The sequence below is a fragment of the Mesorhizobium sp. M4B.F.Ca.ET.089.01.1.1 genome, from assembly GCF_004022605.1.
GTDB classification, from domain to species: Bacteria; Pseudomonadota; Alphaproteobacteria; order Rhizobiales; family Rhizobiaceae; genus Mesorhizobium; species Mesorhizobium abyssinicae.
Genome location: NZ_RZOS01000018.1, coordinates 14,899 through 33,410 on the forward strand (window position 1 = coordinate 14,899; position 18,512 = coordinate 33,410).

General features: G+C 64.4%; 18 protein-coding genes. 3 read left to right on the top strand and 15 right to left on the bottom strand.

Going from position 1 to position 18,512, the window contains the following annotated elements:
* Positions 1 to 169 precede the first annotated feature (169 nt).
* The 6 genes from EN780_RS03575 to EN780_RS03600 all read right to left on the bottom strand — a co-directional run bounded on the left by EN780_RS03575 (position 170) and on the right by EN780_RS03600 (position 6,284).
* Positions 170 to 1,447: a sugar ABC transporter substrate-binding protein gene (locus tag EN780_RS03575; protein WP_128272146.1), complete on the bottom strand. Its 1,278-nt coding sequence runs from the start codon at positions 1,445 to 1,447 to the stop codon at positions 170 to 172.
* A gap of 29 nt (positions 1,448 to 1,476) precedes the next feature.
* Positions 1,477 to 2,679, bottom strand: coding sequence for a PLP-dependent transferase (locus tag EN780_RS03580; RefSeq protein WP_127311698.1), 1,203 nt, complete (start codon positions 2,677 to 2,679; stop codon positions 1,477 to 1,479).
* Positions 2,676 to 3,407: a FadR/GntR family transcriptional regulator gene (locus EN780_RS03585; RefSeq protein ID WP_128272148.1), complete on the bottom strand. Its 732-nt coding sequence runs from the start codon at positions 3,405 to 3,407 to the stop codon at positions 2,676 to 2,678. Before EN780_RS03585 ends, EN780_RS03580 begins: the two co-directional genes overlap by 4 nt.
* 120 nt (positions 3,408 to 3,527) lie before the next feature.
* Positions 3,528 to 4,088 carry a DJ-1/PfpI family protein gene (locus tag EN780_RS03590; RefSeq protein ID WP_245499860.1) on the bottom strand — a complete coding sequence of 187 codons (561 nt, stop codon included), beginning with the start codon at positions 4,086 to 4,088 and terminating at the stop codon, positions 3,528 to 3,530.
* 91 nt (positions 4,089 to 4,179) lie between these two features.
* A complete protein-coding gene (gene phoU / locus EN780_RS03595) occupies positions 4,180 to 4,905 on the bottom strand; it encodes a phosphate signaling complex protein PhoU (RefSeq protein ID WP_127285238.1) in 726 nt (241 codons plus the stop codon).
* Between the two features lie 113 nt (positions 4,906 to 5,018).
* Positions 5,019 to 6,284, bottom strand: a complete 1,266-nt coding sequence (locus tag EN780_RS03600) for an ATP-binding protein (protein ID WP_128272150.1) — start codon at positions 6,282 to 6,284, stop codon at positions 5,019 to 5,021.
* A gap of 161 nt (positions 6,285 to 6,445) precedes the next feature.
* Between EN780_RS03600 and ppk2 the strand changes: the two genes are divergently transcribed.
* Positions 6,446 to 7,351 (top strand): polyphosphate kinase 2, encoded by a 906-nt coding sequence (gene ppk2 / locus EN780_RS03605; protein WP_128272152.1) that lies wholly within the window; start codon positions 6,446 to 6,448, stop codon positions 7,349 to 7,351.
* Positions 7,352 to 7,498: 147 nt separating this feature from the next.
* On the opposite strand, the gene EN780_RS03610 is transcribed toward ppk2, so the two are convergent.
* The 3 genes from EN780_RS03610 to EN780_RS03620 all read right to left on the bottom strand — a co-directional run bounded on the left by EN780_RS03610 (position 7,499) and on the right by EN780_RS03620 (position 9,729).
* Entirely contained in the window at positions 7,499 to 8,248 is a 750-nt protein-coding gene (locus EN780_RS03610; RefSeq protein ID WP_127286298.1) for an enoyl-CoA hydratase-related protein, read from the bottom strand.
* A gap of 13 nt (positions 8,249 to 8,261) precedes the next feature.
* Complete coding sequence (locus EN780_RS03615; protein ID WP_128272154.1) at positions 8,262 to 8,900, bottom strand: acyl-homoserine-lactone synthase; 639 nt, start codon at positions 8,898 to 8,900, stop codon at positions 8,262 to 8,264.
* A 97-nt stretch (positions 8,901 to 8,997) separates the two neighbouring features.
* Positions 8,998 to 9,729 carry a LuxR family transcriptional regulator gene (locus EN780_RS03620; RefSeq protein ID WP_127286296.1) on the bottom strand — a complete coding sequence of 244 codons (732 nt, stop codon included), beginning with the start codon at positions 9,727 to 9,729 and terminating at the stop codon, positions 8,998 to 9,000.
* Positions 9,730 to 10,003: 274 nt separating this feature from the next.
* Between EN780_RS03620 and EN780_RS03625 the strand changes: the two genes are divergently transcribed.
* Positions 10,004 to 10,837, top strand: a complete 834-nt coding sequence (locus EN780_RS03625; RefSeq protein WP_245494711.1) for a transporter substrate-binding domain-containing protein — start codon at positions 10,004 to 10,006, stop codon at positions 10,835 to 10,837.
* A gap of 156 nt (positions 10,838 to 10,993) precedes the next feature.
* On the opposite strand, the gene EN780_RS03630 is transcribed toward EN780_RS03625, so the two are convergent.
* Positions 10,994 to 11,404 (bottom strand): tellurite resistance TerB family protein, encoded by a 411-nt coding sequence (locus EN780_RS03630; RefSeq protein WP_127222598.1) that lies wholly within the window; start codon positions 11,402 to 11,404, stop codon positions 10,994 to 10,996.
* Positions 11,405 to 11,563: 159 nt separating this feature from the next.
* Between EN780_RS03630 and EN780_RS03635 the strand changes: the two genes are divergently transcribed.
* Complete coding sequence (locus tag EN780_RS03635) at positions 11,564 to 13,213, top strand: lysine--tRNA ligase (protein WP_128272156.1); 1,650 nt, start codon at positions 11,564 to 11,566, stop codon at positions 13,211 to 13,213.
* Here EN780_RS03635 and EN780_RS03640 read toward each other — a convergent pair.
* The 5 genes from EN780_RS03640 to EN780_RS03660 all read right to left on the bottom strand — a co-directional run bounded on the left by EN780_RS03640 (position 13,176) and on the right by EN780_RS03660 (position 18,370).
* The gene (locus tag EN780_RS03640) at positions 13,176 to 14,039 is read right to left on the bottom strand and encodes a thermonuclease family protein (protein WP_245499861.1); all 864 of its coding nucleotides are present in this window, start codon (positions 14,037 to 14,039) and stop codon (positions 13,176 to 13,178) included. The genes EN780_RS03635 and EN780_RS03640 overlap by 38 nt on opposite strands.
* The gene (locus EN780_RS03645; RefSeq protein WP_128272158.1) at positions 14,040 to 14,681 is read right to left on the bottom strand and encodes a helix-turn-helix transcriptional regulator; all 642 of its coding nucleotides are present in this window, start codon (positions 14,679 to 14,681) and stop codon (positions 14,040 to 14,042) included.
* A 93-nt stretch (positions 14,682 to 14,774) separates the two neighbouring features.
* A complete protein-coding gene (locus tag EN780_RS03650; protein ID WP_128272160.1) occupies positions 14,775 to 15,317 on the bottom strand; it encodes a thioesterase family protein in 543 nt (180 codons plus the stop codon).
* Positions 15,318 to 15,329: 12 nt separating this feature from the next.
* Positions 15,330 to 17,549 (bottom strand): 3-hydroxyacyl-CoA dehydrogenase NAD-binding domain-containing protein, encoded by a 2,220-nt coding sequence (locus EN780_RS03655; protein ID WP_128272162.1) that lies wholly within the window; start codon positions 17,547 to 17,549, stop codon positions 15,330 to 15,332.
* Positions 17,550 to 17,563: 14 nt separating this feature from the next.
* Positions 17,564 to 18,370 carry an acetyl-CoA C-acyltransferase gene (locus EN780_RS03660; protein WP_245499862.1) on the bottom strand — a complete coding sequence of 269 codons (807 nt, stop codon included), beginning with the start codon at positions 18,368 to 18,370 and terminating at the stop codon, positions 17,564 to 17,566.
* Positions 18,371 to 18,512: the final 142 nt, after the last annotated feature.

Consider the following 18,512-nt stretch of genomic DNA (forward strand, 5'->3'; position numbering starts at 1 on the left):
CGTTGGAGGGTGGGTGCCGGCGTTGGCGGCAGCGTCCTTCTCCCCGTTCACGGGGAGAAGATGCCGGCAGGCAGATGAGAGGCGGCGCGAACCTATGAAAGTATGGCGCTGCCCCTCATCCGGTCCTTCGGACCACCTTCTCCCCGTGAACGGGGAGAAGGAAGAAGGGTCACTTCTTGTTCTTAGCCAGCCAGTCCTGCTGCTCCTTGGTCAGGAACGCGGCCCATGCGTCGGCCGCCTCCTTGGCCGTCTTCTGGCCGAGCAGCACTTCCTGGAAGTTCTTGATCGCCACCTGGTCGACGAAGTTGCCGAGGTTTTCCAGATGCGTCGGCGGCGTCACCATTTCATATTTGGAGCTGTCGCTGAGCTCGGTGAACCAGCCCTTGAACTGCTCGGTCTTGAAATGGGCATCCTGGTCGGCGCCGTTGTGGATCGGCACGACGCCGACTTCCTTGGCCCATTCCAGATTGTCCTTCGGCGACAGCAGGGTGGCCATCAGCTTCCAGGCATCGTCCTTGTGCTGCGAATTGGCGAACATCGCCCAGCCGGCATAGCCCAGCGTCGGGTAGGACTTGCCGCTCGGTCCGACCGGCAACGGCGCGACGGCGAAATCATCGGCGCTCATCTTGTCGGCGATGCCGAGCAGCGCATCCGGGTCCTGGTTGAGCATGGCGCAGGTGCCGGAATAGAAGCCGGTGACGGTCTCGTTGAAGCCCCAGCTCACGGCATCCTTCGGCGCCAGGCCGTTCTTGTACATGTCGGCCAGCATCTGCAGGCCCTTGACCGAGCCTTCGTCGTTGATGGTCGAGGTACCGTCCTCGTTGAAGTAGCCGCCCTTGCCGGCGGCGATGTTCATGAACATGTGCATGCCGTTGAAAGCGCCGGGGCCGCCGCGCAGGCAGTAGCCATATTTGCCTGGGATGGCCGAGATCTTCTTGGAGTCCTCGACGAACTCGTCGAGCGTCGCCGGCGGGCCGTCGAGACCGGCTTCCTTGAACAGCTTCTTGTTCCAGAACAGCGCGTTCACATAGTAGCCGTAAGGGATCATGAACTGGGTGTTGTTGACGGTCGAGCCGAACTGCTTGGCCCGGTCGCCGAGCGTCTTGGCGTCGTCCCACTTGGCCATGTAGGGACCGAGGTCTTCGAGCTGGCCGTTGTTGGCATAGAGGCCCATCCAGCGTTCCGGCATCTCGACGACGTCGGGCGTGTCGCCGGCCTGGACCATGGTGAGGAATTTCTCGAAGGCCTGGCCCCAGGGCAGCGAGACGAGCTCGACCTTGACGCCCGGATTGGCGGCCTCGAATTCGGCGATCTGCTTCTTCAGGAATTCGGTGCGCGGCGGGCTGGTGATGACCTCGACCATCTTGATTGTGCTGTCGGCCAGCGCGCCGCTGGCGGAAATCGCCAGGCCGGCGACGGCGGCAAGCATCAGCGTCAGTCTCTTCATGTTCAGGACTCCCATTTTGAACGCTCAGTTTATTTTTTTGCTTTGTCGAAGGCCTGGGCGATGTCGGCCCAGAGATCCTCGACGCTTTCCAATCCGACATTGAAGCGGATGGTTCGGGGGCTGACGCCGAAGCGCGCCATCGAATTCAAGCCCGGCGTCTGCTCGAGCGAGGCCTTGGCCGGCACGACCAGGCTTTCATGACCGCCCCAGCTGACGCCGATGCGGAAGAATTTCAGCGCATCGACGAAAGCGGGAATGTCGACATCCTCCGTCACCTCGAAGGAGAATAGCCCGGCATAGCCGGCAAGCGTCGCCTTGCCGGGATGGTTGGAATAGGCGGGATGGTTGACCCGCTCGACCTTGCCGTGCGCCTTCAGCCGCTCGGCGAGGATGAGACCGCTTTTCATGTGATGCGGCAGCCTGAGCGGCAGGGTGCGCAGCCCGCGTAAAAGCAGCCAGCCTTCGAAGGGCGACAGCTTGCCGCCGAGCGAGGAATAGGTCTGCTCGTTGATGTGCCTGATATGGGCGGCGGAGCCCGCCACCACGCCGGCGACGGTGTCGCTGTGACCGCCGAGATATTTCGAAGCCGAGTGCAGGACGAGGTCGACGCCGTGCGCGATCGGCTTCTGGAACACCGGCGTCGCCCAGGAATTGTCGATGGTGGTGACGATGCCCTGCTCCTTGGCCAATCGCGTCAGATGGGCGATGTCCTGCAGTTCGAACATCATCGAGGTCGGGCTCTCGAGGTAAAGCAGCTTGGCGCCGGGAAGCGCCGCGGCAACGGCATCAGGGTCGGAGCCATCGACATAGTCGACCTTGATTTGCAGGCGCGGGAACAGCCGCTCGAACAGCCGGTAGGCATCGCCATAGCAGTTGCGCACGGCGACGATGCGCTCGCCGGCGCCGACAAAGGCGAGCACGGTGGCGCTGATCGCCGCCATGCCGCTGGAGAAGCCGCGCGCGGCTTCGGCGCCTTCCAAAGCCGCGACACGCGCCTCGAACTCCATCACCGTCGGATTGTCGCCGCGCGAATAGATCGGTTGCTTTCTGCGGCCGGCGAATGTGTCGGCCATGTCGGCATAGCTGGCGAAGGTGAACAGCGAGGTCTGGTAGATCGGCGGCACCACCGGACCACCCGGGAACGGATCGTCATGCGCCAGCAGCGTCGCCGCCTCGGCCAGATAGTCGCTGCTGGAAAGGCCCGGGTCGAAACCGGTCGGGTGCTCGTTCATTTGCGGTCCGAAAGCTTGAGGTTGGCGGCACCGCGCTTCAAATCGTCCTCGACGGTGGCGATGAGCTTCAGCGCCTCGACGCGGGCGCCGTCGGGGTCACGCGCGGCAATGCAATTGAAGATGGTGCGGTGATATGGAAAGCTGGCATGGCCGAAATCGCGCACGCCCAGAGGATGTTCCCAGAAGCGGTGAAACATCTCGTACATGGCGGCGATGATCTGCTCGAACAGCGGATTGCCGGAGGCGCGGAAGATCGCCTGATGGAATTCCCAGTCCTCCTCCGACGACATGCCGGCGCGGGTCTGGAAGGCCTCCTCCATCAGGTCGAGCTTGCGCTCGATCTCGGCGAGCTCGGCCTTGCCGGCACGAATGGCGCAGAGCGCGGCGGCCTCCGCCTCCAGCGCGCGGCGGATCTCCAGCGTGGACATCAGGCCGGCGAAATCGTTACCGCCGGCAAGCGTCAGCGGCATGTGCAGCATGTCGGGTGAGACGGCTGCCTTGAGATAGGTGCCTGAGCCCTGACGCCGCTCGACGAGGCCGAGGCCCTCCCAGCGCGTCAACGCCTCGCGCACCGTGTTGCGGCTGACCTTGAGGCGCTCGGCCAGGATGCGCTCGGTCGGAAGCTTCTCACCGGGGCCGAGCGCTTCCTGCCTGACGAACCCCGCCAACGCCTTCAGCACCGCGTCGTCGCGGGCCGTCGTCTGGATGGGGGGCAAGAGATCGGTCACGCCGGCGGAGCCTAAAGTGGTTCAATGGTCCAACCAATTTCTGCACAGACCGACGGGCGAGTCAACAGCCGAGACGAGACAGGCCGAACGGCGCATGGATGCGCCATTCGGCCGGAAGGTTCAGCCGTGGGCGCGCACCGGGGCCTTGCGCCAGCGCGCGAACATTTCCTCGCGGACCCGCCGCGACGCCGAGAGCCGCTCTTTCGCCTCCGCCAACTCGGCAGGCGATGCCTCTGCGGGGGTGCCTGAACGGAAGGGAGGTGCCGGCGCATATTCGAGTGCAAGCTGCACGGTTTCGGCTTCGGCCTGTCCGAGCAGCCTGGCGACCAGGAGAAGACCGAAATCGATCCCCGATGTGACGCCCCCTGCGGTGATCAGCTTGCCGTCCTCGACGATCCGCTCGCCGACAGGGATGGCGCCGAATTCTTCCAGGAAATCATGCGCATACCAATGCGTTGTCGCGCGCTTGCCCTTCAACAGCCCGGCCGCGCCGAGCACCAAAGCGCCGCTGCACACCGAGGTGATGTATCCGATCCAGACGACATGGTCCGGCTTCTTGGCCCAGTCGCCGGCCTCCTCGATCGGAATGTCCGCGACGCGGCGGCCGGCCGTATAGACGCTTGACGCGATAATGCCGGACGTCGGCGCAGGAGCCGGCGTGAGGTTCCGAACGTTTTCCATGGCAACCTCCTGAGGCACGGCCACTGATCAGGATTCAGGAACGTTCGCGGGAGCTTAGCCTAAATTAGCGCGGTGTTCGAGAGGCGCCCGTTCACTTCACCGGCAGCGTGCCGGGAAGCACGATCTTGTCCGTCTTGTCGCCCTTCGGCCGCTCAGCCGGCATCTGGTCGCCGGTGACGATGTAGTAGATGGTCTCGGCGATGTTGGTGGCGTGGTCGCCGATGCGTTCGATGTTCTTGGCGCAGAACAAAAGATGCGTGCAGGGCGTGATGTTGCGCGGATCTTCCATCATGTAGGTCAAAAGCTCGCGAAACAGTGAGGTGTACATGGCGTCGATCTGGTCGTCGCGGTCACGCACGAAGCCGATCTTCTCCACCGAGCGCGAGGCATAGACGTCGAGCACTTCCTTGAGTTGCGTCAAGGCGAGGTCGGCCAGCGCCTCGAGGCCGCGGAACAGGCTGGTCGGCTGGCGCCCGTCGATGACGGCAGCGACGCGCTTGGCGACGTTCTTGCCGAGGTCGCCGACGCGCTCGATATCGGCCGAAATGCGGATCGCGCCGACGATCTCGCGCAGGTCCGTTGCCATCGGCTGGCGCTTGGCGATGATGACGATCGCCTTGTCGTCGATCTCGCGCTGCCCTTCATCGAGGACCTGATCGTCCCGGATGACCTTCTGGGCGAGGCCGGGATCGGCATTGACCAAGGCGGTGATCGCCTGCTCGACCATGCGCTCGGCATGTCCACCCATCGCAGCGATCCGCTTCGACAGGTATTTCAGCTCTTCGTCATAGGCGCTGACGATGTGCACGGACTGCATGGACGAAATGCCTTCCCCATGGTCTTGCGACCGAGTCGTTTCCTCGAATCCTGCGCTGATACGCTAGCCGGATGACAGAAAAAAGAAATGGCCGGTTAGTAGATAGTACGACCTCAGGCGGCCGGCAAATGGACCGAGAACGCCGCGCCCTTGCCGGCTTCCGACTTGATCGACAGCCTGGCATTGTGGCGCGTCAGTATGTGCTTGACGATCGACAGGCCGAGGCCGGTGCCCTTCTGGGTGCGGCTGCTCTCGACATCGACCCGGTAGAACCGCTCGGTGATGCGCGGGATATGCTCTTCGGGAATGCCTGGACCGTAATCCCTGATGGTGACGTCGATCCCCGGTTCGGGGCCGGTCCCGTCGCGCTCGATCGACACCGTGACGCGCCCGCCCGACTGGCCATACTTGCAGGCGTTCTCCAGGAGGTTCTCGAAGACCTGGAAAAGCTCGTCGCGGTCGCCCGGCACGTCGAGCGGGCCATCGACGAAATCGCGCTCGATGGCGACGCCGTTCTCGCGCGCAAGCGGCGCCAGCGAGTCGATGACGCTGTCGATGGTCTGGCGCAGATCGACCTCGGTTCCCGGCTTCAGATAGGGCTTCATCTCCAGCCGCGACAGCGACAGGAGATCGTCGATCAGGCGGGCCATGCGGCCGGTCTGGTTCTGCATGATCTGCAGGAACTGGTCGCGCGCGGCGGGATCACCGCGGGCCGGCCCGCGCAGCGTCTCGATGAAGCCCGAGATCGAGGCAAGCGGCGTGCGCAGCTCATGGCTGGCGTTGGCGATGAAATCGGCGCGCATCCTGTCGATCCGGCGCGCCTCGCTCTGGTCCTTGAACACCAGCACATAGAGGTCGGTGGCATGACCGACAGAGGAGGCGCTGACGCGGTAGGCGCGCTCGACCGGCAGCTTTTCGGTGTAGTCGACAATTTCGGATGCGACCGTGCCCGACAGGACGCTGTCCAGCAAGGCCTGCATTTCCGGGGCGCGGAACTTCAGCGACAGCGACATGCCCGGCGCGAGGCCGCCGAAGGCGGCGAAAGCGGCGGCGTTGGCATGGACGATGGTGGCGGTGCGGTCGAAGATGATCAGGGGATCGGCGACGGCGGCGGCGAGATACTCGCCGGAAAGGCGCTGCAGCCCGCCCGCTTCCATGGCCGCGGCGTCCTCGATCGATTGACGGGCGCCGCCCGACGGCAGCAGCGCCGCCGCCAGCAGCAGGACAATCGCCGCCAGCACCACATAGGCCGAAGCGCCGGCAAGACCATGAACGGCGAGGACGGCGACGATGCCGGCGGCGAGCAGCCAGCGGTTCGCCCACAGCCGCGCGGCCGCCGGTTGCACCGTGCCTCTGTGCTCCGCGTTCAGCTCAGCCATTCGCGCGCTCGCGCCCCATGCCTTTACCCCCTGTCGCCGGTCGCGAAACTTCCGCTCGACCGGCCTGGAGTGCTACAGCGTCATTTGCGCATCCAGACGGGGGCGCGGCGCCGTTGAGGCTCCCAATAGCATGAGTCCGCAAGCTGGAAAGGTTCGTCTCGATGAAAAAAGCCAAGGAAAGCCCGGCACCGGCACCGACACAGGGCCCGCTGAAAATCAGGATTGGCGGCAAGGAGCGGGAGTTCGACATCGAGAACCCGGTGCTTCCCGACTGGATCGAGGACAACAAGCTGACCGCCGGCGGCTATCCTTACGACAAGAAGATGAAGAGCGAGGAGTATGACGAGACGCTCGAGCAGTTGCAGATCGAGCTGGTCAAGGCGCAGGCCTGGCTGCAGGCGACCGGCAAGCGGGTGATGGCGCTGTTCGAGGGCCGCGACGCAGCCGGCAAGGGCGGCACGATCTTCGTGCTGCGCCAGTACATGAACCCGCGCACCGCGCGCAATGTGGCGCTGACCAAGCCGACGCCGACCGAGATCGGACAGTGGTATTACCAGCGCTATGTCGCCCACTTCCCGACGTCGGGCGAATTCGTCACCTTCGACCGCTCCTGGTACAATCGCGGCGGCGTCGAGCCGGTGATGGGCTTCTGCACGCCCGAGCAGCACGCGAAATTCCTCGACGAGACACCGCATTTCGAGCGGATGATCTGCAACGAAGGCATCCATTTCTTCAAATTCTGGCTGAACATCGGCCGGGAAACCCAGCTCGAACGCTTCCACGACCGCCGCTGGAGCCCGCTGAAGAACTGGAAGTTCTCGCCGATCGACGTCGCCGGCATCAACAAATGGGACGACTACACGAAGGCGCGCGACCTCATGGTCGAACGCACGCACAAGGAGTTCGCGCCCTGGATCGTCGTGCGGGCCAACGACAAGCGACGGGCACGGCTGGCTGTGATCAGGCGCATCCTGTCGTCGCTGCCCTATGACGGGCGCGACCTCGAAATCGTCGGCAAGGAAGACAAGAAGATCATCGGCGAAGGGCCATCATTCCTGGAGAAGTAGGCCCCATTTCGCCGACGATACGGTGGCTGGCGGCCTAGAGCCGGATGATTTCAGGTCGACTCGACCTGAAATCTGAATCCGGCTCTAATCAAAGAGATAGAGCATGATGTCGTCCGAAAACCTCTTCACACTTTTCGGCATCATGCTCTAGGCCGCCAGCCGGGCAATGCGCTGCAGCCGCTTCAGGGTCGTGTCGTCCTGCAGCGCCTGCTGGAACAGCGATATCTCCTGGTCGATGCGGTCGCAGAGCGCGCCGGTGTCGCCCTTGAGCAGGCCGCGCGTCTGCAGGAGTGCCGCGACCGGCTTCTTGGCAAGCTGCCTCGCCCTGAGAAGGGCCGCTTCCTCCGCGCTGCCGTCGGCCACGATCTCGCCGACCAGGCCGAGCGCCTTGGCATCCTCGGCATGCAGCGTGTCGCCCAGGCAGAAGAAGCGGAAGGCGCCGGCATAGCCGAGCTTCTGCGGCGCCAGGATGCTGGTTGCTGCGTCAGGCACCAAGCCGAAATCGACGAACGGCACCCGGAACGTGCTTGCGCGCGAGGCGATCACCATGTCGCAGTGGAACAGGATGGTGCAACCGACACCGACGGCATCGCCGTCGACACAGGCAAGGACGGGTTTTGGAAAGGTCGCCAGCGTGCGGAACATGTCTGTGACGGCGGCGATCAACTCTCGATGCTTGGTGGCGTCGAGGAACTCGGAAAAGTCGCCGCCAAGGCAGAAACAGCCTGCCAGGCCGCGCAGCACGACGACACGCACATCATCGTTCACGGCGGCTTCGTGGAAGGTCCTGGCCAGGCTGGCATAGGCGCGTCTGTCCAGCACCGGCCGGCCGTCGTGCGAGGAGACAGTGACGACCAGCGTGTGGCCGCGTAATTCTGGTTGCGGGTGGATACTCATAACAAAACTCCAATTACGATGCCTGCCGCAGGCCGAGCCTGTCGGGATATCCTCTGGCCAGCACAGGGGCGAAATGGTTGCGGCGCGCGCGGACCACGTCCAACGTGTGTTCGGTGAAGGTGAGCAGCGTGGCGACGACCTGCTGGTTGCCGTAGGTGCGCTGGTAACCGAGAGGCGTCGCCAGGAAGTGCAGTTGCAGCGCGCGCAGCACCCACATCGGCTCGAACTCGATGATGACCTGGTTGATGTTGCGCTTGAGACTCCATTCGACGAAGCCGGCGATCAGCTCCGTGCCGACCGTCGACACGCCGCGCTTGCCGTCCCGGAAGCCTGGCGCGACCGCGTAGCGGGTCAATTCCCAGACACCTGGCCCCGAGGGCGGGGTGCCTTCATAGAGGTCCTGCAGCACGTCGGTCAGCAGATGTGCCCGTGTCGTCGGCAGCATCCGCTGATAGCCGGCAAGCTCGCCATTGCGGATGACGAGTTGATGCACCGCTTCGTCGTGGTCGAACTGGTCGATCTCGAGGCCGTCGGGACGCTCGAGATCGGTCCAGCCCATCTCCTCGACGAAGATCCTGTAGCGCAACCGATGGACGGCTTCCCACAGGTCGGGACGCTCCATCAATTCCTGGGTTGTTAGGGAAAAAAGCATTAGCCGTCTCCTGGTTTGAATAGGAAGATACGGCCGGGCTTTCCCGAAAAAATTACGCGATCGCGTAGGCAAGAATTTCTAGGCCAGCTCGGCCGACCTAGCTAATATAGCCGCGCCTAATCGCTTCGGCGACGGCTTGCACCCTGTTGACGGCACCGAGTTTGCTTTTGGCGTTAAGAAGGTGTTTCTCGGAAGTGTGTTCCGAAATGCCTAGAATTTGAGATATTTCCCATTCGGACTTGCCGACGGCAGCCCATTGCAGGCATTCGCGCTCGCGCGGCGTCAATTCGATGTGATCGATGGTCTTGGCGGCCATCGTATGGAGCTGCATGGCGCGGCCGATCGCATAGGTCGACGCCAGCGACACCATCCCGAACTCCGCTTCCGACAGCTCGACCGCCTCGCCGCCTAGCGACACCATGACGATCTGGCCGTCGAGCGTGATCAGCGGGAATGCCAGGCCGTCGCGCAGCTTGAACTCCCTGGCGTCGCCCATCACCTCGCCGCTGCTCTTGTCGATGCGGATGCTTTCCGAGGCCTCACGCCACTGGAACGGCGCCTGAAGTTGCTTCATGTGGCTGACGACGGGATCGTGGTCGACGTAGTTGCGCGCCACATAGCGCTCCAGCCATTCGCCCGGCCAGTCGCAGAGCAGCACGTGGTCCTTCTGCTGGCCGCGCGGCGTGCCCGGATGCGGCACGGTTCCGGCCATCAGCGCCGTCAGGCCGAAATTCGACGTGACGCCAAGCAGCCTTTCGCAGACCGCGGCCGCCGTGTTGGCGTGCTGCAGCTGATCGATGTATTCCAGTGTGCGATCAAAATGACCCATCGCAACATCTACCCCATGTTGCCTTCCGCATCAGAGATCGATGGTAGATGCCTGACCCGCGCTTCGCCATCAACCCCGGATTGCAAAGCTGCACCGCTTTAGCGACCGGGTGATTGACCCCCTTTCAGCCGGCGCCGCGGAGCGTATTTGCAAACTACCTAAACCATACGCTTAAATTCGCAGGTTGAAATCAAAAACCATTGTGCCGGCGCTATTTTCGTACGAAAAGCCCAAGGACATGACTGGGCGGAGCCTTCTTGTGACATTGCGACGGATGGTCATCGCCCTGTCGATGCTGGCGGCGGCGCAGTTTTTTGCCGGCATTACATTTGCCGCCGAGCCGCAGGTGCCGGTGCTGTGGGACGCCAAGGAGCGGTTGCCGAAGCCCGACCTCTCGGCGTTGCCGCGCCTCAGGTTCCTTACCACCACCGACTTTCCGCCGTTCAACTTCCTCGACAGCGCGGGCAAGCTGTCCGGTTTCCATGTCGACCTGGCGCGCGCGATCTGCGCCGAGCTCGGCATCGCCGAGAAGTGCCAAATCCAGGCGCTGCCCTGGGGCGAGCTCGACGAGGCGCTGCAGAAGGGCGAAGGCGAGGCGATCATCGCCGGCATCGCCGCGACGCCGGAGACGCGGACGAAATACGCCTTCTCGCGCTCCTATCTGCAGTTCCCGGCGCGCTTCATCATGCCGAAGGCGAAAGCCTTCGCGGAGCCGATCCTCGACAAGTTGCGCAGCAAGCGGGTCGGCGTCATCGCCGGCTCGGCGCATGAGAAAATGCTGCGCGAGTATTTCGGCACCGTTCAGGTCGTGCCCTTCGACGCGCCGGAAGCGCTCTATGGCGACCTCAAGTCCGGCAAGATCGACGCCGCCTTCGGCGACGGCATGCGCTTTGCCTTCTGGCTGGGCGGCACCGATGCCTCCGGCTGCTGCCGCTTCGCCGGCGGACCCTATCTGGCCCCGGAATATCTGGGCTCGGGCATGGCGATCGCCACCCGCGCCGGCGATCCGGCGCTGGCGGCGGCCATGGACTACGCCTTGCAGGAGATCTCGGTGAAGGGCACCTTCGCCGAATTCTACCTCCGCTATTTCCCGGTCAGCTTCTTCTGAGGACCGCAGCACGGCAGGGCTTGTTGAGGTTGAGCTCAGGCCGCGCCGAAAGTGCTGGCTTCCGAGAACCGGAGCGGAGCGTACTTGAGTACCTGAGCACCGGAAGCGCTGGAGACCGCCATTCGCAGGCCGGCCTCACCTGAATATCGACCAAACCTAAGTCAGCGTGCGCAGACGCGCCTTCGCCGCGCGGGCGATCGCGGCGACGGTCAGCGTGTCGAGATCGAGCTTGAGACGGATCAACTGCAGCACCCGCACTTCTTCCATGCGCATTTCGAGATCGACGGCGGCGACCTCGAAAGCGGCGGCATAAGCGGTGTCGCGCAGCCGTTCGGGCAGCGCCCCTTCGACAAGTTCGAGCACGCCTTCCAGTCCGTCCTCGGCGTTCAACGCCTTCTGGCAGGCCTGAGCGACGGCAACCAGCCTGTCCTGGTTGAAATCCACGAACACCGGCCATGAGCGGACCACGTCGCCGATGCGCGCAAGCTCGACATCGGTCATGTCGCGGTCGGAAGCCGAAGTGATGACCATCAGGTAGATCAGGGCTTCGTGTGGCGTCAAAGGCATTCAAAACTCCTTGATAATGCGCCCCGAAGGTAGGGTCGCCAGGTGGACGCCGCAAGGAAAACCGCCGCAAATCGTTGACGCTCCGGCCTGTCGCGCCTAGAGGACCGGTTGAAAATCTTACCTCCGCCGGCAAGCCGGCCGATAGCTGGAACTTTTGACATGACGGGATCAAACATCATCGATCTCAATCCCGAGATGCTTGCGGCCGCCGCCGAGAGCAAGGCCTGGCCGTTCGAGGAAGCCAAGAAGATCATCGCGCGCTACAAGAACGCCGCGTTTCCGGACACCGTCCTGTTCGAGACCGGTTACGGCCCGTCCGGCCTGCCGCATATCGGCACGTTCGGCGAGGTGGCGCGCACCTCCATGGTGCGTCACGCCTTCCGCGTGCTGACGGAAGACAAGGTCAAGACCAAGCTGCTCTGCTTCTCCGACGACATGGACGGCATGCGCAAGATCCCCGACAACGTGCCGGACCGCGCGGCGTTGGAGCCGTATCTGCACATGCCGCTGTCGTCGGTTCCGAATCCGTTCGGCGGCGACTATGCGAGCTTTGCCGACCACAACAACGCGATGCTGTGCCGCTTCCTCGACACGTTCGGCTTCGACTACGAGTTCGCCAGCGCGACGCAGTACTACAAGACAGGCCGCTTTGACGAGGTGCTGCTGCGCGCCGCCGAGCGCTATGACGAGATCATGGCCGTCATGCTGCCGACGCTCGGCGAAGAGCGCCAGGCGACCTACAGCCCGTTCCTGCCGATCTCGCCGAAGAGCGGCCGCGTGCTCTACGTGCCGATGAAGCATGTCGACGCCAAGGCCGGCACCATCACCTTCGACGATGACGGCACCGAAACCACGCTCTCGATCAAGGGCGGCAAGGTGAAGCTGCAGTGGAAGCCGGATTTCGGCATGCGCTGGGCGGCGCTCGGCGTCGACTTCGAGATGTTCGGCAAGGACCACCAGACCAACGCCGTGATCTACGACCGCATCTGCAACATCCTCGGCGGACGCGCGCCGGAGCATTTCGTCTACGAGCTGTTCCTCGACGAGAACGGCCAGAAGATCTCGAAGTCGAAGGGCAACGGGCTGACCATCGACGAGTGGCTGACCTATGCGCCGACCGAGAGCCTCGGGCTCTACATGTACCAGCGGCCACGGCAGGCCAAGAAGCTCTATTTCGACGTCATTCCGAGGGCCGTGGACGAGTACTACACCTTCCTCGGCGCCTATCCGCGGCAGGACTGGAAGGAGCGGCTCGGCAATCCGGTCTGGCACATGCATGACGGCAATCCGCCGGCCATCGACCTGCCGGTGCCGTTCGCGCTGCTGCTCAATCTGGTCAGCGCCTCCAATGCGCATGACAAGGCGGTACTGTGGGGCTTCATTTCGCGCCACGCACCTGGCGTGACGCCGGCGACGCATCCCGAGCTCGACCGGCTGACAGGCTACGCGATCCGCTATTTCGACGATTTCGTGAAGCCGACCAAGGTTTTCCGCGCCGCCGACGACGTGGAGCGCGACGCGCTGGCGAAGCTTTCGGACGCGCTCGGCGCGCTGCCGCAGGGCGCCGACGGCGAAGCGATCCAGAACGCGGCGCTCAACGTGGCGCGGCGGATCGAGCGTTATCAGGACCATTCCAAGCAGAGCCCGGAAGGCGGGCCCGGCGTTTCGGTCGCCTTCTTCCAGATGATCTACCAGGTGCTGATCGGACAGGAGCGCGGTCCGCGCTTCGGTTCCTTCGCCGCCCTCTACGGCATCGCCGAGACGCGGGCGCTCATTGAGCGGGCGCTGGCTGGTCAGCTAGCGGCGTAAGGATCCCATCCTCTTCCTGCAGGATCGAACTCGGCGCGGAGGGCGCCGGGGGCAAGGCGGCAGGGAGTGAGGGCACGCCCGAAAGATCCGGAGCCGCGCCGAAGATGCCTTTCCTTGCGGTGCGCGCTTTCTCGCCCGCCTCGACATAGGGCCCGCCTGCGGCGGCACGCGCCCAGCCGTTTTGCACCAGCCATTCGCCGACATCCTGATTGCCGACGCGGCATTCGGCGGAAATGGTGTCGCGGCCGCCCTCGGGCGGCACCGTGCAGACCACCGTGCGGCCGCGCAGGAAAGAGCGGAACGCCGTCCTGGCGCGGATGCCGCAGGCCCAGGATTTGCCCTCGTCGGCACACGTCTCGTCCTGGCTGACGACCTCGACGCCCGAGACGGCGACGGCGTAGCCTTTCGCCTCGATCAGGCCGGCGGCGGCGGCAACAGGCTGGAACAGCTTGGTCCCGTTCCAGTCGTCCGGCATCTTCAACTTGGGCGGCTTGAGCGGGCCGGCGAGCGCGAGATCGCTGAGCGGCGCGCGGGGCTCGACCCGCTCGAGCTCTTCGGCGGAAAGCTGCGGCGGCGCCACGACATCGGGATCGATCGCCCTGGAATGGGCGGGAGTCCTCACCGGCTGCGGTGCCGGAATGGCTGCCGTGGCCGGTGCTTCGGGCCGCATGTCGGCGTCCTGCCCGGCGATCGTGCCGGCGGCCGGATCGATCCGGTCAATCGTGACGACGCTTTCGTTGCCCTGCAGCGTGCGGCCTCCGGCGGCGACGAGCGCCGCCATCGCCGGCACCGCCAGAACCGCCACGGCAAGGTGAGGCAGCCGCACCTACTGGCTGGCCCAGACGATGCGCGCCACCCATTCGACGTCGCGCATCGGAATATCGCGGTCGGGATGATCGGGATTGAGGGAGACCAGCAGGATCGACTTCGCGGTCTGGCGATCGAGCACCTTGGCCATCACCTCGCCCGCGGCGGTCTTCACGACGACGCGGTCGCCCTTGCGAGTGGCCGCTCCCGGCTCGACGATCAGCACGTCGCCGTTGCGGTAGAGCGGCAGCATGGAATCGCCCTGCACTTTCAGCGCATAGGAGGTCGCGGTCGCCCGCGCCGGCAATTCCACCAGATCCCAGCCCTGCCCCGCCGGATAGCCGGCATCGTCGAAGAAGCCGCCGGCGCCGGCCTGGGCAAAGCCGAGCAGCGGCACCGAAGACGTGCGTGGCTGCGAAGCGGTCCCACCGAGGCCTTCGACCAGCCCGGTGAACTCCTCCAGCGAGGCGCCGGTGGCCTCGATGATCTTGGCCAGCGATTCGGTCGAGGGCCAGCGTGGCCGCCCGTCCGAGGACAGGCGCTTCGACTTGTTGAAGGCGGTGGAGTCGAGACCGGCGCGCCTTGCCAGACCTGACGCCGACAGCGAATAACGCTCGGCGAGTGCGTCGATGGCAGCCCAGACACGGTCGTGCGAGAGCAATCGAGCTCTCCTTCAAAACAGGAAAAAATGCCTCTTCCTGTCTACCGCGCAACCGCCCCAATGTCCACCGAGGAAGCGCGGGATCGCCAACGATCAGGCCTTTTTGGCAAGTTCCCGCAAATTCCGGTGCGACGCCATGAATGCCTGCTCGGCCTCGGTCGGTGGGCGCGGCTGAGCAGAACGGCCAAGCGCGGCGACAACCTCGGCGATGTCGAGAAAGCGGCGATTGCGGCGGTCGTAGACGCCGCCGGTCGTCATGATCAGCGCGGCCGTATCGCCGCTGTCGAGGACGAAGCGGTGCCTGCCGATCACCGAGGTTCCCTCCCAGGTCTCGATCGAGGATATGACCTCGAAGCGCCGCCACAGCCGGATCTCGCGCACATAGGCCACCTGCAGCCCGCCGATCATCGGCGCCCAGCCGTTTTTGCGCGCCAGCGCGATCAGGCCGGCGCGCAGGAAGATGTCGATGCGGCCGAGGTCGGCGAGCATCATGTAGCGGGCATTGTTGAGATGCAGGTTGAAATCGATGTCGGTCGGCAGGCAGCGGAAGGCAAGCCGGCTCTCGCCACCGACAAGGTAAGGGCCACGGCTTCGCGCCGTGGCCATCATGCGCGCCATGCGCGCCCAGACATACATCCGCGTCGGCCGTCAGGCTGCCTGCTTGACCTCGCCCTTCTGATAAGGGTCGAAGCGCTGGTAGAAGGTCTCGCCCTTTTCGGCCATGTCGAGGAGCAGCTTGGGAGCCTTGAACTCGGCGCCGTACTTCTTCTGCAGGCCCTTGGCGATCTTGACGAACTGCTGCGCACCGATGCCGTCGATGTAGGACAGTGCGCCGCCGGTGAAGGGGGCGAAGCCGAAGGCGAGGATCGAGCCGACATCGGCCTCGCGCGGATCGGTGACGATACCCTCTTCCATCACCCGCGCCGCTTCCAGTGCGATGGTGACCAGCAGGCGCCGCTTCAGCTCCTCATAGTCGATCTTCTCCGGCTTGAGCTGCGGGTAGAGATCCTTGAGGCCCGGCCACAGCTTCTTCTTCGCCGGCTTGGCCGGATAGTCGTAGAAGCCCTTGCCGTTCTTGCGGCCGAAGCGGCCATGCGTGTCGACCATGGTGTTGATCAGCGCCATCTGCTTCGGATCGACTGCCTTCTCGCCGATATCCCTGATCGTCTGCTTCATGATCTTCTGGGCAAGGTCGATCGCCGTCTCGTCGGTCAGCGCCAGCGGACCGACCGGCATGCCGGCCGCCTTGGCGGCGTTCTCGATCATCGGTGCCGGGACACCCTCGATCAGCATCTTGTAGGCTTCCGACATGTAGCGCAGGACGCAGCGGTTGACGTAGAAGCCGCGCGTGTCGTTGACGACGATCGGCGTCTTCTTGATGGCGCGCACGAAATCGATGGCGGTCGCCAGCGCCTTGTCGCCGGTCTTCTTGCCGAGGATGATCTCGACCAGCATCATCTTGTCGACCGGCGAGAAGAAGTGGATGCCGACAAAATTCTTCGGTCGCGCCGAATTCTTCGCCAGCGAGGTGATCGGGATGGTCGAGGTGTTGGAGGCGAAGATCGCCGACGACTTCAGCACCGCTTCCGCCTTTTCGGTGGCGCTCTTCTTGACGGCGGAATCCTCGAACACGGCCTCGACCACCAGATCGCAGCCGGCGAGGTCGGCATAGTCGGCCGTCGGCGTGATCAGCGACAGCAACTTGTCCTTCTCTTCGGGCTTGGCGCGGCCCTTCTTGACCTGATCAGAAATCAGGCTGTCGGAATGCGCCTTGCCCTTTTCTGCCGACTCCATGTCGCGGTCGAGGAGCACGACGGGAATGCCGGCCTTGGCCGTGACATAGGCGATGCCGGCGCCCATGAAGCCGGCGCCGAGGATGCCGATCTTCTTGAACTTGGTATCCGGCACGCCGGCCGGGCGACGCGCGCCCTTGTTCAGTTCCTGCAGCGACACGAACAGCGAGCGGATCATCGCCGCCGCTTCCCTGGTCTGCATGATCTCGGTGAAATAGCGCTGCTCGATCCTGAGCGCGGTGTCGAACGGCACCAGCAGGCCCTCATAGACGCATTTCAGGATCGCCGCGGCGGCCGGATAGTTGCCGAAGGTCTCGCGGCGCAGGATGGCGATGGCCGGCGGCCAGAGATTGGCGCCCGCCGCCGAATAGACCGGGCCGCCGGGCAGCTTGAAGCCCTTCTCGTCCCAGGGCGCCACCGGCTTCAGGCCGTTCTTGATCATCGCCTTGGCGGTCTCGACCAGCTTCGAAGGCTCGGCGATCTCGTGGATCAGGCCCATTGCCTTGGCCTTCTGCGGCGTGAGAGTCTGGCCGGTGGTCAGCATCTGCAGCGCCTGCTGCGGGTCGGTCAGTCGCGGCACGCGCTGGGTGCCGCCGGCACCCGGGAAGATGCCGATCTTCACTTCCGGAAGCGCCATCTTCACCTTGTCGGAATCGGCAGCGACGCGGCCGTGGCAGGCGAGCGACATCTCGAAGGCGCCGCCCATGCAGGTGCCGTTGATCGCCGACACCCACGGCTTGCCGGAAGTCTCGATCTTGCGGAACAGGCCGGTCATGACGCCGGCATTGTCGAACAGGGCTTTGGTCGCCTTGCCCAAATCCTTCGCCTTGTCGGCGGCGAAGGCGCCCAGCATCTTCTGCAGCAAGGTGATGTCGGCACCGCCGGAGAATGTATCCTTGCCGGAGGTGATGACCGCGCCCTTGATGGCCGCGTCGCCGGCGACATGGTCGACGATGGCGTTAAGCTCCCGCATCACCTCTTCGGTGAAGACGTTCATCGATCGATCCGGCATGTTCCAGGTGACCAGCGCAATGCCGTCGGCGTCGATGTCGAGGGTGAAATTGGTGTAGCTCATCTTCTCTCTCCCCGTCAGACGCGTTCGATGATGGTGGCGGTGCCCATGCCGGCGCCGATGCAGAGCGTGACCAAGGCGGTGTTCAGGTCACGCCGCTCGAGCTCGTCGAGCACGGTGCCGAAGATCATGGCGCCGGTGGCACCGAGCGGATGGCCCATGGCGATCGCGCCGCCGTTGACATTGATCTTGTCGTGCGGGATCTCGAAGGCCTGCATGTAGCGCAGCACCACCGAGGCGAAGGCCTCGTTGAGCTCGAACAGGTCGATGTCCGACAGCTTCATCTTGGCGCGCTGCAAGAGCTTTTCGGTGACGTCGACCGGGCCGGTCAGCATCAGCACCGGCTCGGAGCCGATGTTGGCGAAGGCGCGGATGCGGGCGCGCGGCTTGATGCCCATCGCCTTGCCGGCCTTCTTGGAGCCGAGCAGGACGGCAGCGGCGCCATCGACGATGCCGGACGAGTTGCCGGCATGGTGGACGTGGTTGACCTCCTCGACTTCCGGGTGCTTTTGCACGGCAACCGCATCGAAGCCGCCCATTTCGCCAGGCATGACGAAGGACGGGTTGAGCGAGGCCAGCGATTGCATGTCGGTCGCCGGTCGCATGTGCTCGTCATGGTCGAGGATGGTCAGCCCATTCTGGTCCTTGATCGGGATCACCGAATTCTGGAAGCGGCCCTCGGACCAGGACTTGGCGGCGCGCTTCTGGCTCTCGACGGCATAGGCATCGACATCGTCGCGGCTGAAGCCATACTTGGTGGCGATCAGGTCGGCCGAAATGCCCTGGGGCACGAACCAGCCGGGCAGGCCGACGGACGGATCCATGAACCAGGCGCCGCCAAGATCGCGCAGGGTGCCGACGACATCGTCATCGCCGGCGGCGTCGAATCGATGTCGCGCGTCGGCATGGGCATGTCAGGCGGCGCCGAAATTGATGGCGTCGAGACCGGAAGCGCAAAAGCGCGAG

Bases quoted from the DNA above. Each gene is read 5' to 3' on its own strand.
- EN780_RS03635 (WP_128272156.1), top strand. From the start codon at position 11,564: ATGACGGGATCAAACATCATCGATCTCAATCCCGAGATGCTTGCGGCC.
- EN780_RS03575 (WP_128272146.1), bottom strand. From the start codon at position 1,447: ATGAAGAGACTGACGCTGATGCTTGCCGCCGTCGCCGGCCTGGCGATT.
- EN780_RS03620 (WP_127286296.1), bottom strand. From the start codon at position 9,729: ATGGGTCATTTTGATCGCACACTGGAATACATCGATCAGCTGCAGCAC.
- EN780_RS03600 (WP_128272150.1), bottom strand. From the start codon at position 6,284: ATGGCTGAGCTGAACGCGGAGCACAGAGGCACGGTGCAACCGGCGGCC.
- EN780_RS03630 (WP_127222598.1), bottom strand. From the start codon at position 11,404: ATGCCTTTGACGCCACACGAAGCCCTGATCTACCTGATGGTCATCACT.
- EN780_RS03660 (WP_245499862.1), bottom strand. From the start codon at position 18,370: ATGGATCCGTCCGTCGGCCTGCCCGGCTGGTTCGTGCCCCAGGGCATT.
- EN780_RS03615 (WP_128272154.1), bottom strand. From the start codon at position 8,900: ATGCTTTTTTCCCTAACAACCCAGGAATTGATGGAGCGTCCCGACCTG.
- EN780_RS03610 (WP_127286298.1), bottom strand. From the start codon at position 8,248: ATGAGTATCCACCCGCAACCAGAATTACGCGGCCACACGCTGGTCGTC.
- EN780_RS03650 (WP_128272160.1), bottom strand. From the start codon at position 15,317: ATGTATGTCTGGGCGCGCATGGCGCGCATGATGGCCACGGCGCGAAGC.
- phoU (WP_127285238.1), bottom strand. From the start codon at position 4,905: ATGCAGTCCGTGCACATCGTCAGCGCCTATGACGAAGAGCTGAAATAC.
- EN780_RS03590 (WP_245499860.1), bottom strand. From the start codon at position 4,088: ATGGAAAACGTTCGGAACCTCACGCCGGCTCCTGCGCCGACGTCCGGC.
- EN780_RS03655 (WP_128272162.1), bottom strand. From the start codon at position 17,549: ATGAGCTACACCAATTTCACCCTCGACATCGACGCCGACGGCATTGCG.
- EN780_RS03625 (WP_245494711.1), top strand. From the start codon at position 10,004: ATGGTCATCGCCCTGTCGATGCTGGCGGCGGCGCAGTTTTTTGCCGGC.
- EN780_RS03580 (WP_127311698.1), bottom strand. From the start codon at position 2,679: ATGAACGAGCACCCGACCGGTTTCGACCCGGGCCTTTCCAGCAGCGAC.
- ppk2 (WP_128272152.1), top strand. From the start codon at position 6,446: ATGAAAAAAGCCAAGGAAAGCCCGGCACCGGCACCGACACAGGGCCCG.